Annotated in this window: 14 protein-coding genes and 1 pseudogene; 10 read left to right on the top strand and 5 right to left on the bottom strand. The window is 42.0% G+C overall.

Features of this window, described 5'->3' with window-relative positions; genetic code table 11:
* The first annotated feature begins 17 nt into the window (after positions 1 to 17).
* From FFL34_RS04555 to FFL34_RS04535, 5 genes are all read left to right on the top strand, one after another.
* Positions 18 to 2,174, top strand: a complete 2,157-nt coding sequence (locus tag FFL34_RS04555) for a DNA topoisomerase III (protein WP_138601886.1) — start codon at positions 18 to 20, stop codon at positions 2,172 to 2,174.
* Positions 2,175 to 2,367: 193 nt separating this feature from the next.
* Positions 2,368 to 3,891 carry an AbgT family transporter gene (locus FFL34_RS04550; RefSeq protein ID WP_138601884.1) on the top strand — a complete coding sequence of 508 codons (1,524 nt, stop codon included), beginning with the start codon at positions 2,368 to 2,370 and terminating at the stop codon, positions 3,889 to 3,891.
* A gap of 266 nt (positions 3,892 to 4,157) precedes the next feature.
* Entirely contained in the window at positions 4,158 to 5,630 is a 1,473-nt protein-coding gene (locus FFL34_RS04545; protein ID WP_138601882.1) for a Na+/H+ antiporter NhaC family protein, read from the top strand.
* A 93-nt stretch (positions 5,631 to 5,723) separates the two neighbouring features.
* Complete coding sequence (locus tag FFL34_RS04540) at positions 5,724 to 6,035, top strand: CHY zinc finger protein (RefSeq protein ID WP_138601880.1); 312 nt, start codon at positions 5,724 to 5,726, stop codon at positions 6,033 to 6,035.
* Positions 6,036 to 6,106: 71 nt separating this feature from the next.
* Positions 6,107 to 6,346, top strand: coding sequence for a DUF362 domain-containing protein (locus tag FFL34_RS04535; protein ID WP_138601878.1), 240 nt, complete (start codon positions 6,107 to 6,109; stop codon positions 6,344 to 6,346).
* Between the two features lie 85 nt (positions 6,347 to 6,431).
* Here FFL34_RS04535 and FFL34_RS18155 read toward each other — a convergent pair whose 3' ends face one another.
* The 3 genes from FFL34_RS18155 to FFL34_RS04525 form a co-directional block, all read right to left on the bottom strand.
* Positions 6,432 to 6,569, bottom strand: a complete 138-nt coding sequence (locus tag FFL34_RS18155; protein WP_171046271.1) for a hypothetical protein — start codon at positions 6,567 to 6,569, stop codon at positions 6,432 to 6,434.
* Between the two features lie 217 nt (positions 6,570 to 6,786).
* Entirely contained in the window at positions 6,787 to 8,829 is a 2,043-nt protein-coding gene (locus FFL34_RS04530) for a thioredoxin domain-containing protein (protein ID WP_138601876.1), read from the bottom strand.
* 4 nt (positions 8,830 to 8,833) lie between these two features.
* Entirely contained in the window at positions 8,834 to 9,859 is a 1,026-nt protein-coding gene (locus tag FFL34_RS04525; protein WP_138601874.1) for a DNA-methyltransferase, read from the bottom strand.
* A gap of 354 nt (positions 9,860 to 10,213) precedes the next feature.
* Here FFL34_RS04525 and FFL34_RS04520 point away from each other — a divergent pair, with 354 nt between their 5' ends.
* From FFL34_RS04520 to FFL34_RS04500, 5 genes and pseudogenes are all read left to right on the top strand, one after another.
* Positions 10,214 to 10,756 (top strand): helix-turn-helix domain-containing protein, encoded by a 543-nt coding sequence (locus FFL34_RS04520; protein ID WP_138601872.1) that lies wholly within the window; start codon positions 10,214 to 10,216, stop codon positions 10,754 to 10,756.
* Positions 10,757 to 10,788: 32 nt separating this feature from the next.
* Positions 10,789 to 12,834: a hydantoinase/oxoprolinase family protein gene (locus FFL34_RS04515; protein WP_138601870.1), complete on the top strand. Its 2,046-nt coding sequence runs from the start codon at positions 10,789 to 10,791 to the stop codon at positions 12,832 to 12,834.
* Positions 12,835 to 14,567, top strand: a pseudogene (locus FFL34_RS04510) (hydantoinase B/oxoprolinase family protein).
* 19 nt (positions 14,568 to 14,586) lie between these two features.
* The gene (locus FFL34_RS04505; RefSeq protein WP_138601868.1) at positions 14,587 to 14,904 is read left to right on the top strand and encodes a cupin domain-containing protein; all 318 of its coding nucleotides are present in this window, start codon (positions 14,587 to 14,589) and stop codon (positions 14,902 to 14,904) included.
* 170 nt (positions 14,905 to 15,074) lie between these two features.
* Positions 15,075 to 16,415 (top strand): purine-cytosine permease family protein, encoded by a 1,341-nt coding sequence (locus tag FFL34_RS04500; protein WP_138601866.1) that lies wholly within the window; start codon positions 15,075 to 15,077, stop codon positions 16,413 to 16,415.
* Positions 16,416 to 16,583: 168 nt separating this feature from the next.
* On the opposite strand, the gene FFL34_RS04495 is transcribed toward FFL34_RS04500, so the two are convergent.
* Both FFL34_RS04495 and FFL34_RS04490 read right to left on the bottom strand, forming a co-directional pair.
* On the bottom strand, positions 16,584 to 17,579 hold the full coding sequence (locus tag FFL34_RS04495) for an aldo/keto reductase family protein (RefSeq protein ID WP_138601864.1): 996 nt from the start codon (positions 17,577 to 17,579) through the stop codon (positions 16,584 to 16,586).
* A 238-nt stretch (positions 17,580 to 17,817) separates the two neighbouring features.
* A complete protein-coding gene (locus FFL34_RS04490; RefSeq protein WP_138601862.1) occupies positions 17,818 to 18,927 on the bottom strand; it encodes a M24 family metallopeptidase in 1,110 nt (369 codons plus the stop codon).

Genomic DNA, 18,927 nt, shown 5'->3' with positions numbered 1-18,927 from the left:
AAGAGGAGATTTAAATGATGAGCAAAACAGTTGTACTCGCAGAAAAACCTTCTGTTGGCCGGGATATTGCCCGTGTTTTGAATTGCAATAAAAAGGGCAACGGCTATCTGGAAGGCTCTAAGTATATTGTAACGTGGGCGCTTGGGCATTTAGTTACCCTTGCCGACCCGGAAATGTATGAGGATAAATGGAAAACATGGCGCTTGGATGACCTGCCGATGCTTCCGAAACATTTGAAACTGACTGTTATTAAAAAATCAGGTAAACAGTTTAGTGCTGTCAAATCACAGCTGAACCGCAAAGATGCCGGTGAAATCGTCATTGCAACCGACGCTGGTCGAGAAGGGGAACTGGTCGCCCGCTGGATTATTGAAAAAGCGCGGGTCAATAAACCTGTCAAACGGCTATGGATTTCATCGGTTACGGACAAAGCGATTCGCGAAGGTTTTAACAATTTGAAACCAGGGAAGCGCTATGAAACGCTTTATGCATCCGCAGCGGCGCGGTCGGAAGCGGATTGGTATGTCGGTCTGAACGCCACCCGCGCGCTTACAACGAAATTCAATGCGCAGCTTTCAACCGGACGTGTGCAAACACCGACATTAGCGATGGTTGCAGCAAGAGAAAAAGAGATTAAGGACTTTCAACCGCAGCCATTTTACGGAATTGAAGCCAAGCTGAATAACGGCATGTCCTTGACCTGGCATGACGGAAAGAACAACAGCCGGATTTTTTCCAAAGAGAAAGTGGAAAAGTTGTTGCAGCAGCTTAAAGACAAACCGGCTAAGATGGTTGGTGTTCATAAAAGCCATAAGAAAAAACATGCCCCACAACTGTATGATTTGACAGAACTGCAGCGGGATGCAAACCGTATATTTGGATTTTCCGGTAAACAGACGCTTTCGCTGATGCAGAAACTGTATGAACAGCATAAGGCGCTGACGTACCCGAGAACGGATTCCCGCGTTCTGTCGTCTGATATTGTACCGACATTAAAGGACAGGGTTAAAGCAACCAGTTCCAGCGGGTATTCCCGTGCTGCTGGTAAGTTAATGAAGAAGGAATGGAAACTGCCTAAATCAGTCGTAGATAATAAACAAGTGTCCGATCATCATGCGATCATTCCGACTGAGGAATCTGTCAACATGGCGGACTTAGACGATAAAGAACGGAAAATCTATGACCTTGTCGTTAAACGTTTTCTGGCTGTTTTGTCCGATCCACACGAATATGAGCAGATGACCATTGACGCACGAATTGGTAATGAACATTTTATTGCAAAAGGGAAAAACGTTATAAAGCAAGGCTGGAAAGAGCTGTATAACAATGATGGAACAGCTGACGTGCAACTTCCGAATGTTCAAGAAGGGGCTTCGTCTTCTGGGGTGGCACTTAAAATGACAACCGGAGAAACGAAACCGCCTGAACGTTTTACAGAAGGCGGATTGCTGCAGGCGATGGAAAATCCGACACGGTATATGGATCAGGATGATAAACACCTTACCAAAACCATTCATAAAGCCGGCGGAATCGGTACGGTTGCCACCAGGGCTGACATTATTGAAAAACTGTTCAATAGCCAGCTCATGGAATTACGGGGGAAGCATATTTTCACAACTTCGAAAGGCCGTCAGCTGCTTGACCTCGTTCCAGAAGAATTACGCTCACCAGCGCTAACCGCTGAGTGGGAAGACAAACTGAGCCGGATTGAAGCAGGCAAATTGACAAAAAGTGAGTTTGTCAGTGACATTAAAGGGTATACCAAAGAAATTGTCCAGCAGATTAAGTCGTCGGAGGATACGTTCAAACACGATAACCTGACCGGTAGTAAATGCCCGGATTGTGGCAAACTAATGATGGAGGTGGATAACAAGAAGGGGCGGATGCTCGTTTGCCAGGATCGCTCCTGTGGGTATAAGAAGAATATTTTTAAGCGAACCAATGCTCGTTGCCCGAACTGTCATAAACGAATGGAGCTTCGCGGGGAAGGTGAAGGAAAAACGTTTACTTGCCAGTGCGGTCATCGCGAGAAGCTTTCCGCATTCAACAAACGGAAGGAAGAAGAAAAGAGCAAAAAAGTATCTAAAAAAGATGTGAACAAATACTTGAAGAAACAAGACGACGGCTTTAAAAATGATGCCCTTGCTGAAGCACTATCCAAATTAAAAAAATAGATGAACACCAAAAGATCCCTGCCACTGTAGGGGTCTTTTTGCCTTATCAGCTATCCATTCAATGAGTATGTGTAACTAGTACAAATTCCGGAAATAAAAGTTTACTAATTTTATAGGAATAATCACGTTATCATGATAAAATAATAAACTGGCATCAATTCGTACACATAAAACGGTTATAGGAGGGACAATCATGGCATCAAACACGAAAGAGGAAAAGAACTCTATTTTTTCCGGTTTTTTGAATGGCATAGAACGCGTCGGAAATAAATTGCCCGAACCGTTTATGTTATTTGTTTTTCTAGCTGTTGCAGTTGTCATCGTATCCGGCTTCATCTCATTATTTGATGTGACGTTTTCACAGCCGGGAAGCAACGAACAAATGAAAATAAAAAGTTTACTATCCAGTGAAGGTCTCCAATTCATGGTGACATCGGTTATTGATAATTTTATCGGGTTTAAACCGCTTGGCATTGTTTTGACAATGATGCTTGGAGTAGGGCTCGCTGATAAAGTAGGGCTGCTGGAGACCCTTATTAAAAATACGATTCTCCGCGCTCCGAAAACACTTATTACGTACGCGGTCATTTTCACCGGCATTCTTGGCAATCTAGCCGCCGATGCTGCCTTTGTTATTGTACCGCCGCTTGCAGCAATGGTGTTTTATAATGTGGGCCGGCATCCGTTAGCAGGGTTGGCTGCCGGTTTTGCTGGCGTTGGTGCTGGTTTTACGGCCAATATTATCGTTGCTAATACGGATGCTGTACTTTCCGGTATATCTGCTGAAGTAATGGAAACGGTTGAAGGAGCAGCAACGGTTACACCAGTTGATAACTGGTACTTCATGCTTGTCTCAACGCTTTTGCTCACCACGGCTGGAGGATTGATTACCGAGCGAATTGTTGAGCCTCGGCTCGGTGTTTATGACGGGGACATGAAACAAGGTTTTGACGAAACGACCTCACTTGAGAAAAAAGGACTCCGCAATGCGGCTATTGCTGCAGTTGTGTACATTGCAATGCTGCTTACGGCTCTTTTTTGGCCTGAATCACCGCTACGCAATGATGAAGGTGGCATGATTCCGTCACCATTCATCTCTGGTATTGTACCAGTGATCATGCTGTTTTTCATTACAATTGGGGTTACCTATGGCGTCACGTTGAAAAAAATCGAAAACTCCAGATCCATCGCCAAATATATGGGTGAAGCGATGAAAGACATGTCCAGTTTCATCGTTTTAATTTTCGCTGTAGCCCAGTTTGTAGCTTATTTTAATTGGACGAATATCGGCACATGGCTGGCCGTTAGTGGTGCGTCGTTTCTGGAATCAATGAATATGACAGGCATGATTGTTGTCGTAGCTTTTGTCTTATTGACTGCGCTGCTGAACTTGCTCGTGTTCAGCGGTTCGGCGCAATGGGGGTTAGAGGCGCCGGTATTTCTGAAGATGTTTTATTTCTTGGATTACCATCCGGCATTCATTCAGGCTGCTTATCGTGTCGCCGACTCATCGACAAATATCGTTACACCTATGAATCCGTATTTTGTCATTGTGCTTGCATTTATGAAAGAATACGATAAGAAAGCAGGCCTTGGAACATTAATGGCCCTCATGCTCCCATATACGCTCGTTTTTTTGGTTATATGGACGATTTTGCTGCTTGGATTTGCCTTTTTGGGTATTCCATTCGGCCCTGGGGTAGGGGTACACGTGTGAGAAATGGTTTGCAAGAAAAAACGTTTGGAAAGAAATTGAATTCCAAGCGTTTTCTGTATTTAATGCTAATAGATGAGGTTCTATCGACCTTTTTGCGGAATGATTGAATCTTAATATACTATTGCTTTCAGCTTGTACATGATCCCACTAGAATAAAATTCGTTTAATGAAGAATTAAATTTTATCAATTATATTTTGTATTCATACTATTAGAAATATATGATAAACTGTAAAAAGAACTTTATTCAATACTGGGAGGGAAAAACATGTCGAATAAGGAAGAGTTGGATAAGGCAACCGGTGACAAGACAATTCAGAGTCTGAAATTCCGAGCTGGTGCATTCGGTGCAGCTGTCCCGTTGCTATTTTTCGTCGTCTGGGCGATTACGATCAGTGTACTGAATCTATCGTCTGAGGTCGCACTTGTAATGGGAGCGGTCATTGGTTTGACACTCGGCTTGCTGCTCTGTAAAAGTAAGTGGGAAGATTATGCACAGGGGCTATTCGATGGTCTCGCCCAACCAGTGGGTGTCATTGCGATGGTTGCATGGTTTTATGCCGGTATGTTTGCACAAGTTCTGCAAGTTGGCGGACTTGTTGAAGGGTTGGTATGGATTGGATCCGTCACAGGTGTGGAAGGCGGCTTGTTCGTTGCATTAACGTTTTTGCTCGCTGCAGTATTTTCAACCGCTGTTGGGACTGGCTATGGAACGACTGTTGCATTCTGTACTTTGATGTATCCGGCGGGAATTGCTGTTGGTGCGGATCCAGTATTTTTGTTTGCCGGTATTTTAGCAGGGGCCGTGTTTGGGGATAACCTTGCACCGGTATCAGATACGACAATCGTTTCTGCGACAACACAGGATGCCGATGTTCCCGGCGTTGTGCGCAGCCGTTTCAAGTATGCGATTACAGGGGCGGTGCCGACTGTTATTTTATTTGCAATCTTCGGTGGTGGTGGAAGTGCGGCGGCCGATTCAGCTGCTGTTGACTCTGTAATTCAATCAGTTAATCCAAGTGGACTTATCATGCTTATTCCATTTGCATTAGTACTTATTCTTGCTTTAACCGGTCAGCATCTGATCACATCTCTGACATGGGGAATTATTGTAGCCATTCCACTTATTGTGTTCTTGAATTTAGGATCATTCGGCGACATCCTTAGCTTCAATCCGGATTCCGATGCGGTTGTGGAAGGTGCATTGATTGATGGGCTAACCGGTTACTTTAATATGGCCATCCTGATTCTCTTGATTGTTGCAGCTGCTCATTTGTTGCGGCTTGGCGGCACAATGGAGGCCATTACGGAAGGTTTGGTAAAATGGATTAAAAATTCCGTTCGCAAAGCAGAGGTATCCATTTGGGCTATTGTTGCTCTTTTAAACAGTTCCATCACGATTAATACGGCAGCAGAAATCGCCGCAGCACCATTTGTTAAGGAACTAGGCTCAAGATATAAAATACACCGGTACCGGATGGCGAATATGCTGGACGCTGTCACTTCAGCATTGGGCTATATTTTCCCTTGGGGTGCGCCGGTATTACTAGGATTCTCAACGATGAAGACGGTACAGGGAGAGTATCCATGGTTGCCGATTGTTGATCCGAATGCGGTGTTCCCGTTCGTTTTTCAAGGCTGGTTCCTTGTCATTATAATGCTGATTGCAGCACTTACCGGATTGGGAATACGCTATGAAGGCAAAAATGGTGAAGAATTGAAAGAAAGGCCAAAAGATTAAGGACAAAAGTAGGAGTCTTCCTAGGTAGGAAGGCTCTATTTTTCGTGCATTGCAGATTTATGTTATAAACGCGTATCTGAAAGGAGCAGGATAATGAAAGTAATAGGCGCGGTTGATGATGAAACTCGGTGCCGGCATTATCATGGACCACGAGACAGAATTGCCATTAAATTCTATTGCTGTGGGGAATACTTTTCTTGTTTTCAATGTCATGAGGAATATGGATGTGGCGCAAGAAAAATTTGGCCACGGGAGGCATTTGCCGAAAAAGCTATCCTGTGTGGAAATTGCCGGATGGAAATGACGATACTAGACTATGTAACGGGTGGCAACAAGTGTCCATCCTGCAATAAGGCGTTTAATTCAGGGTGTTCGCTGCATCACCATCTCTATTTTGAAGTGTGATGAACGTTTCTTTCTATTTACTTTTCAAGGTGGTTTCATGTATCATAACAGTTGTGGAAGGAGGTTGAACAATGGCATTTGTAATATTGGATCCTTGTCGTGGTGAAAAGTCTGGTGAGTGTGTGACGGTCTGCCCTGTTGACTGTATTGAGGAAGGACCGGAGCAATTTTATATAGATCCTGATGTCTGCATTGATTGTGGTGCATGCAAGGCCGTATGCCCTGTTGACGCCATTGTAGAGGAGTTCGACATGACTCCTGAACAGGAAAAATATCTGGAAGAAGCTGAAGCATTTTTCGGCAGCAGCTAACAATAAATAGAAGAAAAAACCCTTGTACATGCTCGTTCGGGGGAGACATGGTACGAGGGTTTTTATATAAAACAATTATAAACATTTATTCTTCTTCTGCCTTTTCAGCAATTTTTCCGGCAATCCAACGTTCTGCGGTTGACTCGTCCACTTCATAGACCTTGCCTGCACGAAGCAAGTTACCATGATAAGCCGTCTGCACGTTCATTTTAACTTTAAGCATGGATGGACACTCCTTTTTTGATACTAATCCAAGTATATCACACGTTTCAGCCAGTGGTCACCGAACGGGCACTCGACTCTTGTATATCAGACGCAATGTGTTGATAATCCGTGCTAAAGCGTTGATGTTTGCAGCCGAAGCGTTGACAATCCACACTAAAGCGTTGATACCCCACAATGATATGTGGATGTTCCCTCACCTGCAAATCGATCAGCAATCACTCCGATTGGTCGTTCCAAATGAGCACCTTGGCCGTTTCCATGTCGGTCGTTGGCTGGTGGCAGGTAAAGTTTTCACAAACGTATACGGTTGTCTGACCATCGAGTTTACGGTAACTGGACGTAAATGGTGCGGCGGCAGCTAGTTTTTCCGTGTCGTCACCGGCCAGAAGTGCTACATCAGGCAGAAAAGTTTGTTGTAACTCGGCTGTAAATGGATCCGGTCCACCAATGACGACGACTTCTTTCGCTGGATTTTCCGATAGCAACAGACTTTGTATAAAATGGGTGCTTGCTGCCGTTGCCTGCCGGACATCATCATAAAACGCATAATACATTTCATCCAGCTTATCAAGATAGTCAGTCTCCCCAGTTAAATGCCCGAGTTTAGTCAGCACGGCCGCTGCAACACTGTTACCGGATGGAAGGGCACCATCATACACTTCCTTCTCCCTAGTAAGCAGCTGTTCACTATCTTGCCCACTGAAGAAAAAACCACCTTCTTCATCATCCCAAAACAGGTCAATCATCCGACTAGCCATACTGCGTGCTTTTTCCAGATATGAAACAGAAAAAGTAGCTTCGTATAGTTCTATATACGACCAGATCAAAAAGGCATAGTCGTCCAGGTAGCCGTTGAATCGGACGTCACCATCCCGGTAGCGCGCCATTAACCGGTCATCCTGAATAAGATTTCTTTCCACAAAAGCCATTGTTTCTTTGGCGGTGTCAGTATAGGCCGGTTCGTTAAAGGCGCTCCCGGCTTTTGCGAGTGCGGCGATCATCATCGCGTTCCATGATGTGAGGACTTTATCATCGACGTGCGGATAGACTCTTTTTTCCCGGGCGTCCAGCAGTTGTTTCCGCGCTTTTTCCAATTCTTCAAGCAGCTCCGTCGTGGTAAGGTCATTGTCCGACGCCACCGCCTGAAAATCCGTCTGCAGTAGATTTGGGATATTTTTTCCTTCAAAATTGCCTCTAGGGGTGATGCCGTAAACGGTTGTATATAGGTTGCCGCGCTGTTCACCGAGAATCTGCATCACTTCATCGTAATCCCAAACGTAATACTTACCTTCCACTCCTTCTGAATCCGCGTCGATGGCTGAGTAAAACCCGCCTCCTGGGCTACGCATCTCACGCATCACAAACGAGATGATCTGTTCACTAACTGTTTTGTACCGTTCATTTTTTGTAACCTGGTAGCCTTCCGTATAGGCCATCAAAAGCAGGGCATTGTCATAGAGCATTTTTTCAAAGTGTGGCACGAGCCATTTTTCATCGGTGGAGTACCGGGCAAAGCCGAACCCGACATGGTCATAAATGCCACCCGCCGCCATCGCATCAAGCGTATGCTCGACCATTTTTCGAGCTGCTGTATTACCGGTGAAATAATGATACCGTAGCAAATAAAGCAACTGGTGTGGTGCTGGAAATTTTGGTGCGCTACTGAACCCGCCATTCACAGCATCAAACCGGTTTCCTAGCTGCTTGAATGCTTTGTCGGTCATGTCTTTCGTCAGCCGGTGTTCACTCTTGGCACTGACAGTTTTGGCAAGGGCGTCGGTAACACTTTGGGTGACTTCGGTGATACGTTCATGATCTTGTTTATATTTTTGATGGAGCTGTGTGATAACATCCATAAAACCGGGCATGCCATATTTACTTTCTCTTGGAAAATACGTTCCAGCGTAAAAGGGCACTTTATCTGGCGTCATGAAAATCGATAACGGCCAGCCACCTTGCCCGGTCATCATTTGGCAAACTTTCATGTAGACGGAATCGATGTCCGGACGTTCTTCCCGGTCAACTTTAATAGAAACGTAATGCTCGTTCAAAAAACTCGCTACTTCATCATCTTCAAATGATTCATGGGCGAGGACGTGACACCAATGACACGTCGAATAACCGACTGAGAGGAAAATCGGTTTGTCTTCCTGTTTCGCTTTGGCAAATGCCTCCTCACCCCATGGGTACCAGTCAACCGGATTATCCTTGTGTTGCAGGAGATATGGTGACTTTTCGTATTGCAGGCGATTAGCCATGTGCTCACTTCCTTTCTGGCTCGGGTTGGCCTGTTTTGCTGGATGTAACTACTATTTTTGGTAATTCGCTCTTCCTGGGCTTGGTATGTAGTTTTTCCTCTAATAGGGCATTCAATCCCATCATTTCTTCCTCATCCATTTTATGTCCGTATTTTTCTTTGACGGCATCGATGAAAGTTTTAACCGTATCATGATGGTTCGTTAAAAACCAGGCAATGTGATTTTTGATATAAGCTTTACGCACGTCCCGGTCGTTCAAGTCATTTGGTACGCGCGCCAGTCTAACGTCTATACTGTCAAATCCGTGAAATTCCTGCTGCAGTCGCTCATGGGTCATGGCTATATAGTCGCTGTTTGCGTCAATGCCAATCCCATTTCTGCCGGTCTGCTGACAAACTCGGAGTGTGGTGCCACTGCCGACGAATGGATCAAGTACCGTATCGCCTTTTTTGGAGCTCGCCAAAATCATTCGCTCGAATAATCCCTCAGGCTTTTGCGTCGGATGGGTCTGTCTGTTTTTATTGCTGTAATGCACATGACTGAATTCCCATACATTGCCAGGGTTGGCTCCACGCATGTTATTGCGGCTCCGGTAATATTTTTGCGGAATACGGATAGCATCCAAGTAAAAGTTAAATTGTTTGCTTTTCGTGAACATGAGAATATCGTCATGCCGAGGGCTAAATCCTTTTGTTTTCCCGATTCCCTGGGTGTAATACCATGTTATCCAGGAATTAAAGACAAGCCCTAGTTCCTGTTCCATAATCATATAAATGTAGGATATGTGTCGGACTCCCATAAATACATAGATGGTTCCGTCATTTTTCAAGACGCGTTTGCATTCATGAAGCCATTGTCTGGAAAAATCCAAATACGCATCAAAGTCAAGGTTGTCCGTTGTTTCTCCGTAATCTTTGGATAAATTATAAGGTGGGTCGGTGACAATTAGGTCAATTGATGCGGACTCTATTTGTTTTAGTTCCCCTAGAACATCACCGCAAATGGCATCTAACCGTAGTTCTTCATCCATTTGTTTCTTGTCACCTCCTATACCAGAAGTCGAAAGTTCGTCGTGTGTGGACTAGGTAAATCAGATACATCCTATTCTATCCCGATTGGTGGATTTCAGGAAACTGGATTTTATTATAACAAAAGAAATAAGGGTGGGTATAACTTTTTGTCCATGATAAATCAAGTCCTATTTTGATATTTTAAATAGTATAAAATCAATTCAGATATCTATCACCGGTTGAATGTAAAAACTTTAAAATATATAAATTTTTCTTTCAATTATATAAAAATTATGTTAAGATTATAAAAAATAAAGTGGAGGTGAAAAAGTTACACTCTAAACAAAAAATGTAAGGAAAAGGATTATGGATAAATGGAGGATATCAGTAAAAAGATTAAAAAAATAAGATTAGAAAAAGAAATGACTCTTAAGGACCTAAGCGAGAAAACAGGACTTTCCGTAAGTTTTCTTTCACAAATTGAACGAGGAAACTCATCACTTGCTATAACTTCTTTGAAGAAAATCTCTGATGCCTTTGACATTAATATCGCTTACTTCTTTAAAGAAATTGAAAATCACAATTATGCAGTTCGTGAATCGGAACAAAAACCTTTTAAACTAGAAGGTTCCAATGTTCAGCACATCCGATTAGCTGGAAAGTTTCCGGAGCGAAAAATGGAACCTATGCTAGTTACGGTACCTCCAAACAAACTGTTTATCGAGAGGCACAGCCATCCGGGGGAAGAATTTTATCATGTTATAAAAGGGACAATAATATTCAAAGTTGAGGAAAAGGAGTACATTTTAAATAAAGGTGACTCCATTCATTTCCCTTCTGAAAAAGTACATGAGTGGAAAAATCCTATGAATGAAGAAACAGTATTGTTGAGCGTATTGACACCAGTTATTTTTTAGAAAGTTTAATGAATATAGAAAGGGTGGAATATATGAGAGTTGCAACTGATATTGGAGGAACATTTACAGACATGGTATATGTTGATGAAGGCGGGCAAATTGAGATTGCTAAAGGTCCCACAACCCCTCCAAACTTCGAACAGGGTGTTATTGATATATTGAAAAACAGTGGAATTAACCAAGAAGCCATTTCTACATTCATCCATGGCACTACTGTGATTATTAACGCCTTAACTGAAAGAAAAGGCGCAAAGACTGGATTAATTACGACGGAAGGATTTAGGGATGTTCTGGAAATTGCGAGGGGAAACCGTCCAGATTTATTTAATATCCGTTATAAGAAACCTGAACCGTTCATTGAACGAAGTCTTCGAAAAGAAGTCACTGAACGACTTAATTACAAAGGTGAAGTTCTCACCCCCTTGGACAAAGAACAGGTAAAAGAGTTAGTTAATTATTTCAAAAGGGAGGGTGTAGAGGCGATAGCAGTAGCTTACTTGCATTCCTATGTAAATCCAAAACATGAAAAAGAGACGGTTAAATTAATTAAAGAATTATGGCCAGAAGTCTCCGTATCTGCCTCTCACGATGTTACAAAGGAATGGCGAGAGTATGAACGAACAAATACAGTCGCATTAAATTCCTATGTTCAGCCAACAGCAACTTCATATGTTAATAGATTAGATAATAAATTGGCTGAATTAAACACTGAAAGTCAAAAGTTTATCATGCAATCGAATGGCGGCACAACGACATTTGAAGAAGCTAAAAAAGTTCCAATTAACATGGTAGAATCCGGACCAGTCGCAGGAATTTATGGTGCTGCTGTACTCGGCGATTTAATAGGTGAAGAGAATATGATTGCATTTGACATTGGAGGAACGACAGCGAAATGCTCATTGATTGAACAAGGCGAAGTGAAAGTCTCTACGGATTATTATATTGAACGTAATGATCGGAATGCAGGTTATCCGATAAAAACACCAGTAGTTGATATCGTGGAAATTGGTAATGGTGGTGGATCAATAGCTTGGTTAGATGAAGCCGGTGCACTTAAAGTCGGCCCTGAATCAGCCGGAGCAGTTCCTGGGCCTGTATCGTATGGTCAAGGTGGTACTGAACCTACAACAACAGATGCAAATCTATTAACTGGCAGGCTTTCCGCTGATAATTTTGACTATAATGTTGATTTGAACTTGGTTAAAGAAGTCATTAAGGAAAAGATTGCTGATCATTTCGATATGACCACGGAAGAAGCAGCACTTGGCATTATCCGTATCGCGAATTCCAATATGTTAAATGCTCTTAAACTGATTTCAATCAGAAAAGGGCATAACCCTCAGGACTTCACATTAGTTGCGTTCGGTGGGGGCGGTTCGATGCATGCTCCCGCACTTGCAAAAGAATTGGGAGTCAAAAAAGTTGTTATCCCAGTTGCATCACCAGTGTTTTCTGCATGGGGCATGCTGATGAGTGATCTGCGTCATGATTATATAAAGACTTTCATTAAGCGGTTGAATAAACTCGAACAAAGTGAAATCTGGGAACAGTGGAATCAGATTGATAATGAAGCGTACGAACAGTTTAATAATGAAGGTATAGCTAAAGAAGAGATAGTGTTCCATCGGTATGCAGATATGCGTTACCTTGGTCAGGAACATACTGTGAAAGTCCCGATTCCAGATGGTGATTGGTCAGATGAACACTTACAAAGAATTGTCGAAACATTCCATCAATTACACGAACAAAATTATACGTTTCGACTTGATGGTACGGAAACTGAAATTGTTAATCTGCACGTCACCGCTTTTGGTAAAGTTGAAAAGCCTAAATTTAAGAAAAGGGAAACAAGTACAACCCTAGAGGATGCAAAAATAGAAACTAGGGAAGTTTATTTTGAGAATCCAAAAGGGTGGGTTCATACGGATGTCTACAACCGAGAATTACTTCCGGCAAACGAACCTATTAAGGGACCTGCAATTGTTGAAGAAAAAGCAGCAGTCACTGTACTTTATCAAGGCCAAACTTTAAGAGTAGATGATTATGGTAATTTAATAATCGAAACGGGGGCGAGATAAATGCTTGCAAATGAGACAAAAGTTGACCCATTTACACTGGAGATTGTAAAAGATTCTTTACTTGCTACTGGAGATGAAATGTTTATAGCTTTGGCAAAAACCTCAATGAGTCCAATTATTTATGAGGTATTGGACTATGCAAGTGGTTTGACGGATTCAAAAGGTCAATTATTAACACAAGGTAACGGAGTCACTGGATTTATAGGAATGCTTTCTTACATGGTTAAGCAAACTTTGAAAAAATACGGTGAAAAAGGTGAGTTAAAACCAGGGGATATCATTATCGTTAATGACCCTTATGGCGGAGGAGGCTCCCACTTATCAGATGTTGGACTAGTTATGCCCATATTCTACGAGAACGAGCTTATCGCTTTTTCCGCAAATAAAGCACACTGGACAGAAGTTGGTGGGAAAGACCCCGGTTCATTTACAAACGATTCAAGAGATATTTTTCAGGAAGGATTACAATTTCCATCCGTTAAATTGTACGATGGAGGTCAATTAAATGAAGGGCTCGTTGAGATAATACGATCGAACGTTCGTTTTCCTGAATTATCTCTCGGTGATATGGGGCGCAGGTAGCAGCACTTAAAACAGGTGAAAGAAGGGTTAAGGAAATTTGCGAGAAGCATGGTAAGGATACAGTGCTATCTGCAATTGACAGTCAATTAGACCATGGTGAGATCATATCAAGACAGGAGCTTGTAAAACTGCCTAAGGGTATGTTTACAGCGGAAGGTTATGTTGAAACGGATGGTATCGGAAATGGACCTTTTCCTATCCAGGTTGAAGTGACAGTAACTGATAATGAATTTGTTTGTGATTTTAGGGGCAGCAGTGCACAGGTTCCCGGCCCTGTCAATTGTTCATATACAGGACTTGCCTCTGCTGTTAGAACCATTTTTTTGGCAATTACAAACCCTGATCAGAATGTAAATGATGGCGTATTTAGACCGTTAAAAATTATAACAGATGAAAAATCAATAATGTCAGCAGAAAGGCCTGCTCCTACGTCGAACTATTTTGAAACAATGCTTGGATGCACGGATTTAATTTGGAAAGCTTTGGCTCCACATATACCACATAGGCTTGCAGCGGCACACTTGCTATCAGTTTGTTCTGTTACACTAACTGGTTCACACCAAGATACTGAAGAACCTTTCTTGATTGTAGAACCTTCTGTCGGCGGATGGGGAGGAGCTGATGGCCAAGACGGAGCAAGTGGGCAATTTTGTATTTTAGACGGTGAAACTTACAATGTTCCTGTAGAAGTTGCTGAAACACGATATGGTGTAATGATTGATGAATATAGCTTGAGGATAGATGGTACTGGAGCTGGTGAATATATCGGCGGTAAGGGTGTTATCAGATCATATCGACCACTTACAGATGGACAGGAGGCTACCATCACCTTTGGACGTAACCAATATCGCTTATGGGGCACAGGAGGCGGATTAGAAGGTTCCGTCAACGAATTTTATGTTAATAAAGCTAATGGAGAAGTAGATGGTCCATACGGTGTTTACCCGCGGTATGAGCTGCAAAAAGGCGATGTTCTAAAATTAATGACTGCAACTGGCGGTGGATATGGAGATCCGTTGAAGCGACCGGCAGAACAAGTTGCAAGTGACGTAAAGAATGAATATTACACTGTAGATGAAGCGAAGTCTTTATTTGGTGTTAAGGTTGATCCAAAAACGTTTGAATATCAGGAATTGGATAATAGAAAGTAATTTGAGAAGGTGACTTTAAATGGAAGTAAATAAATGCGGCTTTGAAAATAATAGTTTATTAACATTATTTGAAGAAAAGCATAATGAAATGGATGTAAGGTTTGGCACTGTCACAATTCCTCCCGGGGAAAGGGTACCAAAGAAAGGTTTATCTAAACATGAAGAAAATGAATACGCCATTATTGTTAAGGGGGAAATAGAAGGTGAAAGCGGAGGGACCCCCTTTAAGGTATTAGAATCTCATGCAACTTTTATTCCTGCCGGGGAACAGCATTGGTCTATAAATTCAGGTGAAGAACCATGTAAAATTGTCTGGGTGCTTGTGAAAGAAAATTAAATTAGGAGTGTAGTAGTAGGAAACTTAAGTTTTTCTACTACTACTATTTAAACTCTTTGTTCCCAAAATTTCAAATATAGTTAAAATGAGCATGTTTACTAGTGAATGTATGTTTAACGAACTCCTAGGGTGCACATAAACGCATACAAGTAAAAGGAGTGTATAATGAAATGAGTAATAAGAATGCAGGTAGTATCAAAAAAGATGAAGCATTGCAGGCTATACCAGATGATAAAAGACAACATTGGATTACTCCCGCTATGATCTTTGGTGGACTAGAATTTACAATACCTGTTTTAATGGTGGGGGCAACTTTGGCAGGAAGCTATGGCCTTAGCGAGATTTTCTTTATATTAATCATCGCTTTATTTGGTATTCAGTGGATAGGGAATGCATTACAAGGTTATATAGGAGCGAAAACGGGCCGAGCCTCTTCGGTCATTGCACGTACAAGCTTTGGAGCAAAACAAGCTCGATTTATTGTTGGTTTAACTATTTTCATTGTTTCACTCGGTTGGTGGGCTGTTCAGACGTCAGTTGCCGGAAATGCAATTTCTGCAATGTTAGGTATTGATTATACATCACAATGGGGAATGTGGGCATTGATTACAACAATAGCAGGATTGCTATTCGCTATTCCATCAATTATTGGCTATAGCTCGATGAAGTGGACGGATTACATTGCAGTCCCTGCAGGGTTGTTATTAGTTGTTGCCGGTATTTATTTTGCTTTAGATAGTAATGGAATGGAGTCAATAACCAGTTGGGATCCGGAACCTACAATTGGAATTCTTGCAGCGATAAGTCTTATTATCGGCGCAAACGTTTCGCAGTGGGTGATAGCAGCTGACTATACCCGCTATGCAAAGCCGACAATTAGGGATAATGCACTGATTCCAACAGGTATTGTTCTGGTAGGATTTCCACTATTTATAGTTGGAGCAGTTATGTCTGTTGGAGTAGGGGATGCTGACATCGTTAATGTGATGATGAATCTAGGCTTTCCTTTTTGGGGCTTTTTAATTTTATGGTTTGCAACATGGACAAGCCAATTGGTGAATAACTATAGTATGGGATTGGCCTTTTCCAATATGCTTAATGTTAATTCGAATAAGGGAAGAGCGCTTCTCACATTTGGAGGAACTTTACTTGCCATCGTCGTGGCGCTTGCAGGGATTCTAGATTACTTTATGGACTTCCTAAATATGACCGCGATTGTATACCCTGCGATTGCCGGTGTAATGATGGCGGATTTCTTTCTTATCCGAAAACAGACGTGGGAAGATAATGACGGATGGAACTGGATGGCAACCATCGCTATGGCAGCAGGAACGTTAGTGGGCTATTTAACACAGTATGTTATTGTTTTTGGGATTCCGGCCGTACAGTCATTAATTGTTACTGGGATCGTTTATTACGCAGCGATGAAATGGAAAGCACAGGTAGCTCCTGACCATTTCACTCAAACTATCGGCGAAAATGAAGTTGATACCGATTTAGAAGCAAAGTGATTTATGTAAAAGAACTTAAATAATGGTGCTAAAGTGGACACCATTAATGAAAATAAAACATAATTTGATAAATATGAAGTGAAATATTGATCAACCAAGGCAATATCCATCTATGCTGAAAAAGGCTGTTTCAGTTTTTATTACTGAAACAGCCTTTTCATATAATAATTAAGCCTTATCAATGAGTTGTTCGACATCCGGAACAAATTGATTAATCTCTTTTAATACGATTTCAATCTCTCTTAAAACATCATCTGTTAATGTAATATCAGTAGCCCTTACGTTTTCTTCGATTTGAGGAGGGCGGCTTGCTCCAACAATAGCAGAGCTAATACCCGGTTGCCGTAAAACCCAGGCTATTGCCAACTGCGACAACTTAACACCCAGCTCTTGAGCGATGTGGTTCAATTTCATAACCTGTTCCAATACCTTGTCATTCAAATATTTTTTAATGTGTAAATTACTGTTGTCATTTGCTGCTCGGCTATCAGTTGGGGCCCCTTGTCCTGGTTTATATTTACCGGATAAAACGCCTTGTGCAAGCGGCGAAAATACAACTTGACCGATACCGTTCTTTTGACTAACCGGCAACACTTCTTTTTCAATATAACGCACAAGCATGTTATAGATTGGCTGATTCGAGACTATTGAATTCAGATTACGTTCTTTTGTAATATGTGTAGCTTCCGTCAATTGTGCAGCGCTCCATTCACTCGTCCCGTAATAAAGTATTTTTCCTTGGCGAACGAGATCATCTAAAGCAAGCAAAGTTTCTTCCGTCGGTGTTTCCTTATCAAATCGGTGACATTGATACAAATCAAGATAATCAACGCCCAGCCGTTTTAGACTGGCATCACACTGCTCCATAATATGTTTCCGAGAAAGCCCACGATCGTTTGGTCCATCTCCCATTGGGAAGTAAACCTTTGATGCCAGCACATAACTAGTGCGCGGATAAGCTTTAAGTGCCTTTCCCACAACCTTCTCCGCTTCTCCATGGTTATACACATTAGCCGTGTCGAAAAAGTTAACCCCTAATTCATAAGCTCTGTGAATACAAGCTTCAGCCGTATTTTGCTTAGTGGATTCATCATAAGTCAACCAGCTTCCCAGTCCGATTTCACTAACCTTTAGACCGCTGTTTCCTAAACGTCGATATTTCATCAAAATATCTCCAATCTTTAATAAACTTAAAAAAATCTATGACCCTAATTCTCGTAAATTTCAATAGTTATGCCACCTCTATAATAAGAGATAATAAAGAACTGTGGCTTTATACTATATATAGATATTGCGACGTAAATGTTTTTAGACACCGAGGTACAGAGGTGATATTTCCAATGCTGCATCCTTAGTTATAAGAAGAAGGCTAGCAATAACCTTCTTGGATTAATTAGTTAGTTCACGTCAAAATTTGCAGGTCTTTTGGGAACGTGGTCAATACTTCTGCTTTCCCATTTTCATTTATATAAACCTCATCTTCAATACGAACACCACCGTAATCGGGTAAATAAATCCCAGGTTCGATGGTAAACATGAGCCCATTTTCCGCTATCGTTTCATTGTTTTCATGAATAGATGGTTCTTCATGTACCTCGATTCCGAGCCCGTGGCCAACTCGATTATTAAAGTAATCGCCATACCCGCTTTCGTCAATCACTTTTCGAGCCGCAATGTCGAACGCTTTAAGTGGAACACCGGCTTGTACAGCATCAATACCTGCCTGATTAGACTTTAAAACAATGTCATAGATTTTTCGCTGTTCTTCCGTTGCTTCTCCGACAATAAACGTCCTTGTAATGTCGGAACAATAACCGGCATTTGTTATAACGCCGAAATCAATTAGTAAAAAGTCCCCATTCTGAAGCGCACGGTCACCTGGGGTACCATGTGGCAACGCCGACTTTTCTCCGGCAAGCACAATAGTTGAAAAAGAAGGGCCAGCCGCACCAAGTTTTTTCATAAGAAATTCCAATTCGGCAGCTAATTCTGCTTCGGTCATCCCAACTTTTACTTTTTTGATACCTTCAGCCAGTACTTTCTCAATAATGTTCACGGCTTCTTGCAAATAGTCCATTTCATTCCTGGACTTTTTGAGCCGTTGTTTGTTAATTGCAGGTTGAATGTCAGTATAACCAGCATCCGGAAACACGTCCTGTAAACGCTGGTGACGGAACATGCTGACGACTTTCATTTCTAATCCGATATATTGTACATTTGCGCCTAGTTCCATTTGCAGCTTGGAAAATGGATCCTCTTCATCAGAAATCGGCACAATATTTTTTACGTATGATTCATTATCGGCTATCTCTTTGTCCAATGCTGGGACGAAAAGGGTAAATGCTTGATCGCGACCATCCAATACGAGCGCTAGAAAACGTTCATGTGGGTCAGAATGAAAACCAGTGTAATAAAAAACATTAGCTGGATCGGTAATCATCGCGATATCAATACTTTGTTCCTGCAAATAGTTTTGTAATGCTGTTAGTCGACTTTGGTAATTAATTGTCAT

It is taken from the genome of Lentibacillus cibarius (assembly GCF_005887555.1).
GTDB classification, from domain to species: Bacteria; Bacillota; Bacilli; order Bacillales; family Amphibacillaceae; genus Lentibacillus; species Lentibacillus cibarius.
This window is presented reverse-complemented; position numbering and strand designations above follow the sequence as displayed.

Coding starts and splice junctions, on each gene's coding strand:
- FFL34_RS04555 (WP_138601886.1), top strand. CDS start 18: ATGAGCAAAACAGTTGTACTCGCAGAAAAACCTTCTGTTGGCCGGGAT.
- FFL34_RS04550 (WP_138601884.1), top strand. CDS start 2,368: ATGGCATCAAACACGAAAGAGGAAAAGAACTCTATTTTTTCCGGTTTT.
- FFL34_RS04545 (WP_138601882.1), top strand. CDS start 4,158: ATGTCGAATAAGGAAGAGTTGGATAAGGCAACCGGTGACAAGACAATT.
- FFL34_RS04540 (WP_138601880.1), top strand. CDS start 5,724: ATGAAAGTAATAGGCGCGGTTGATGATGAAACTCGGTGCCGGCATTAT.
- FFL34_RS04535 (WP_138601878.1), top strand. CDS start 6,107: ATGGCATTTGTAATATTGGATCCTTGTCGTGGTGAAAAGTCTGGTGAG.
- FFL34_RS18155 (WP_171046271.1), bottom strand. CDS start 6,569: ATGCTTAAAGTTAAAATGAACGTGCAGACGGCTTATCATGGTAACTTG.
- FFL34_RS04530 (WP_138601876.1), bottom strand. CDS start 8,829: ATGGCTAATCGCCTGCAATACGAAAAGTCACCATATCTCCTGCAACAC.
- FFL34_RS04525 (WP_138601874.1), bottom strand. CDS start 9,859: ATGGATGAAGAACTACGGTTAGATGCCATTTGCGGTGATGTTCTAGGG.
- FFL34_RS04520 (WP_138601872.1), top strand. CDS start 10,214: ATGGAGGATATCAGTAAAAAGATTAAAAAAATAAGATTAGAAAAAGAA.
- FFL34_RS04515 (WP_138601870.1), top strand. CDS start 10,789: ATGAGAGTTGCAACTGATATTGGAGGAACATTTACAGACATGGTATAT.
- FFL34_RS04505 (WP_138601868.1), top strand. CDS start 14,587: ATGGAAGTAAATAAATGCGGCTTTGAAAATAATAGTTTATTAACATTA.
- FFL34_RS04500 (WP_138601866.1), top strand. CDS start 15,075: ATGAGTAATAAGAATGCAGGTAGTATCAAAAAAGATGAAGCATTGCAG.
- FFL34_RS04495 (WP_138601864.1), bottom strand. CDS start 17,579: ATGAAATATCGACGTTTAGGAAACAGCGGTCTAAAGGTTAGTGAAATC.
- FFL34_RS04490 (WP_138601862.1), bottom strand. CDS start 18,927: ATGACAATTAATTACCAAAGTCGACTAACAGCATTACAAAACTATTTG.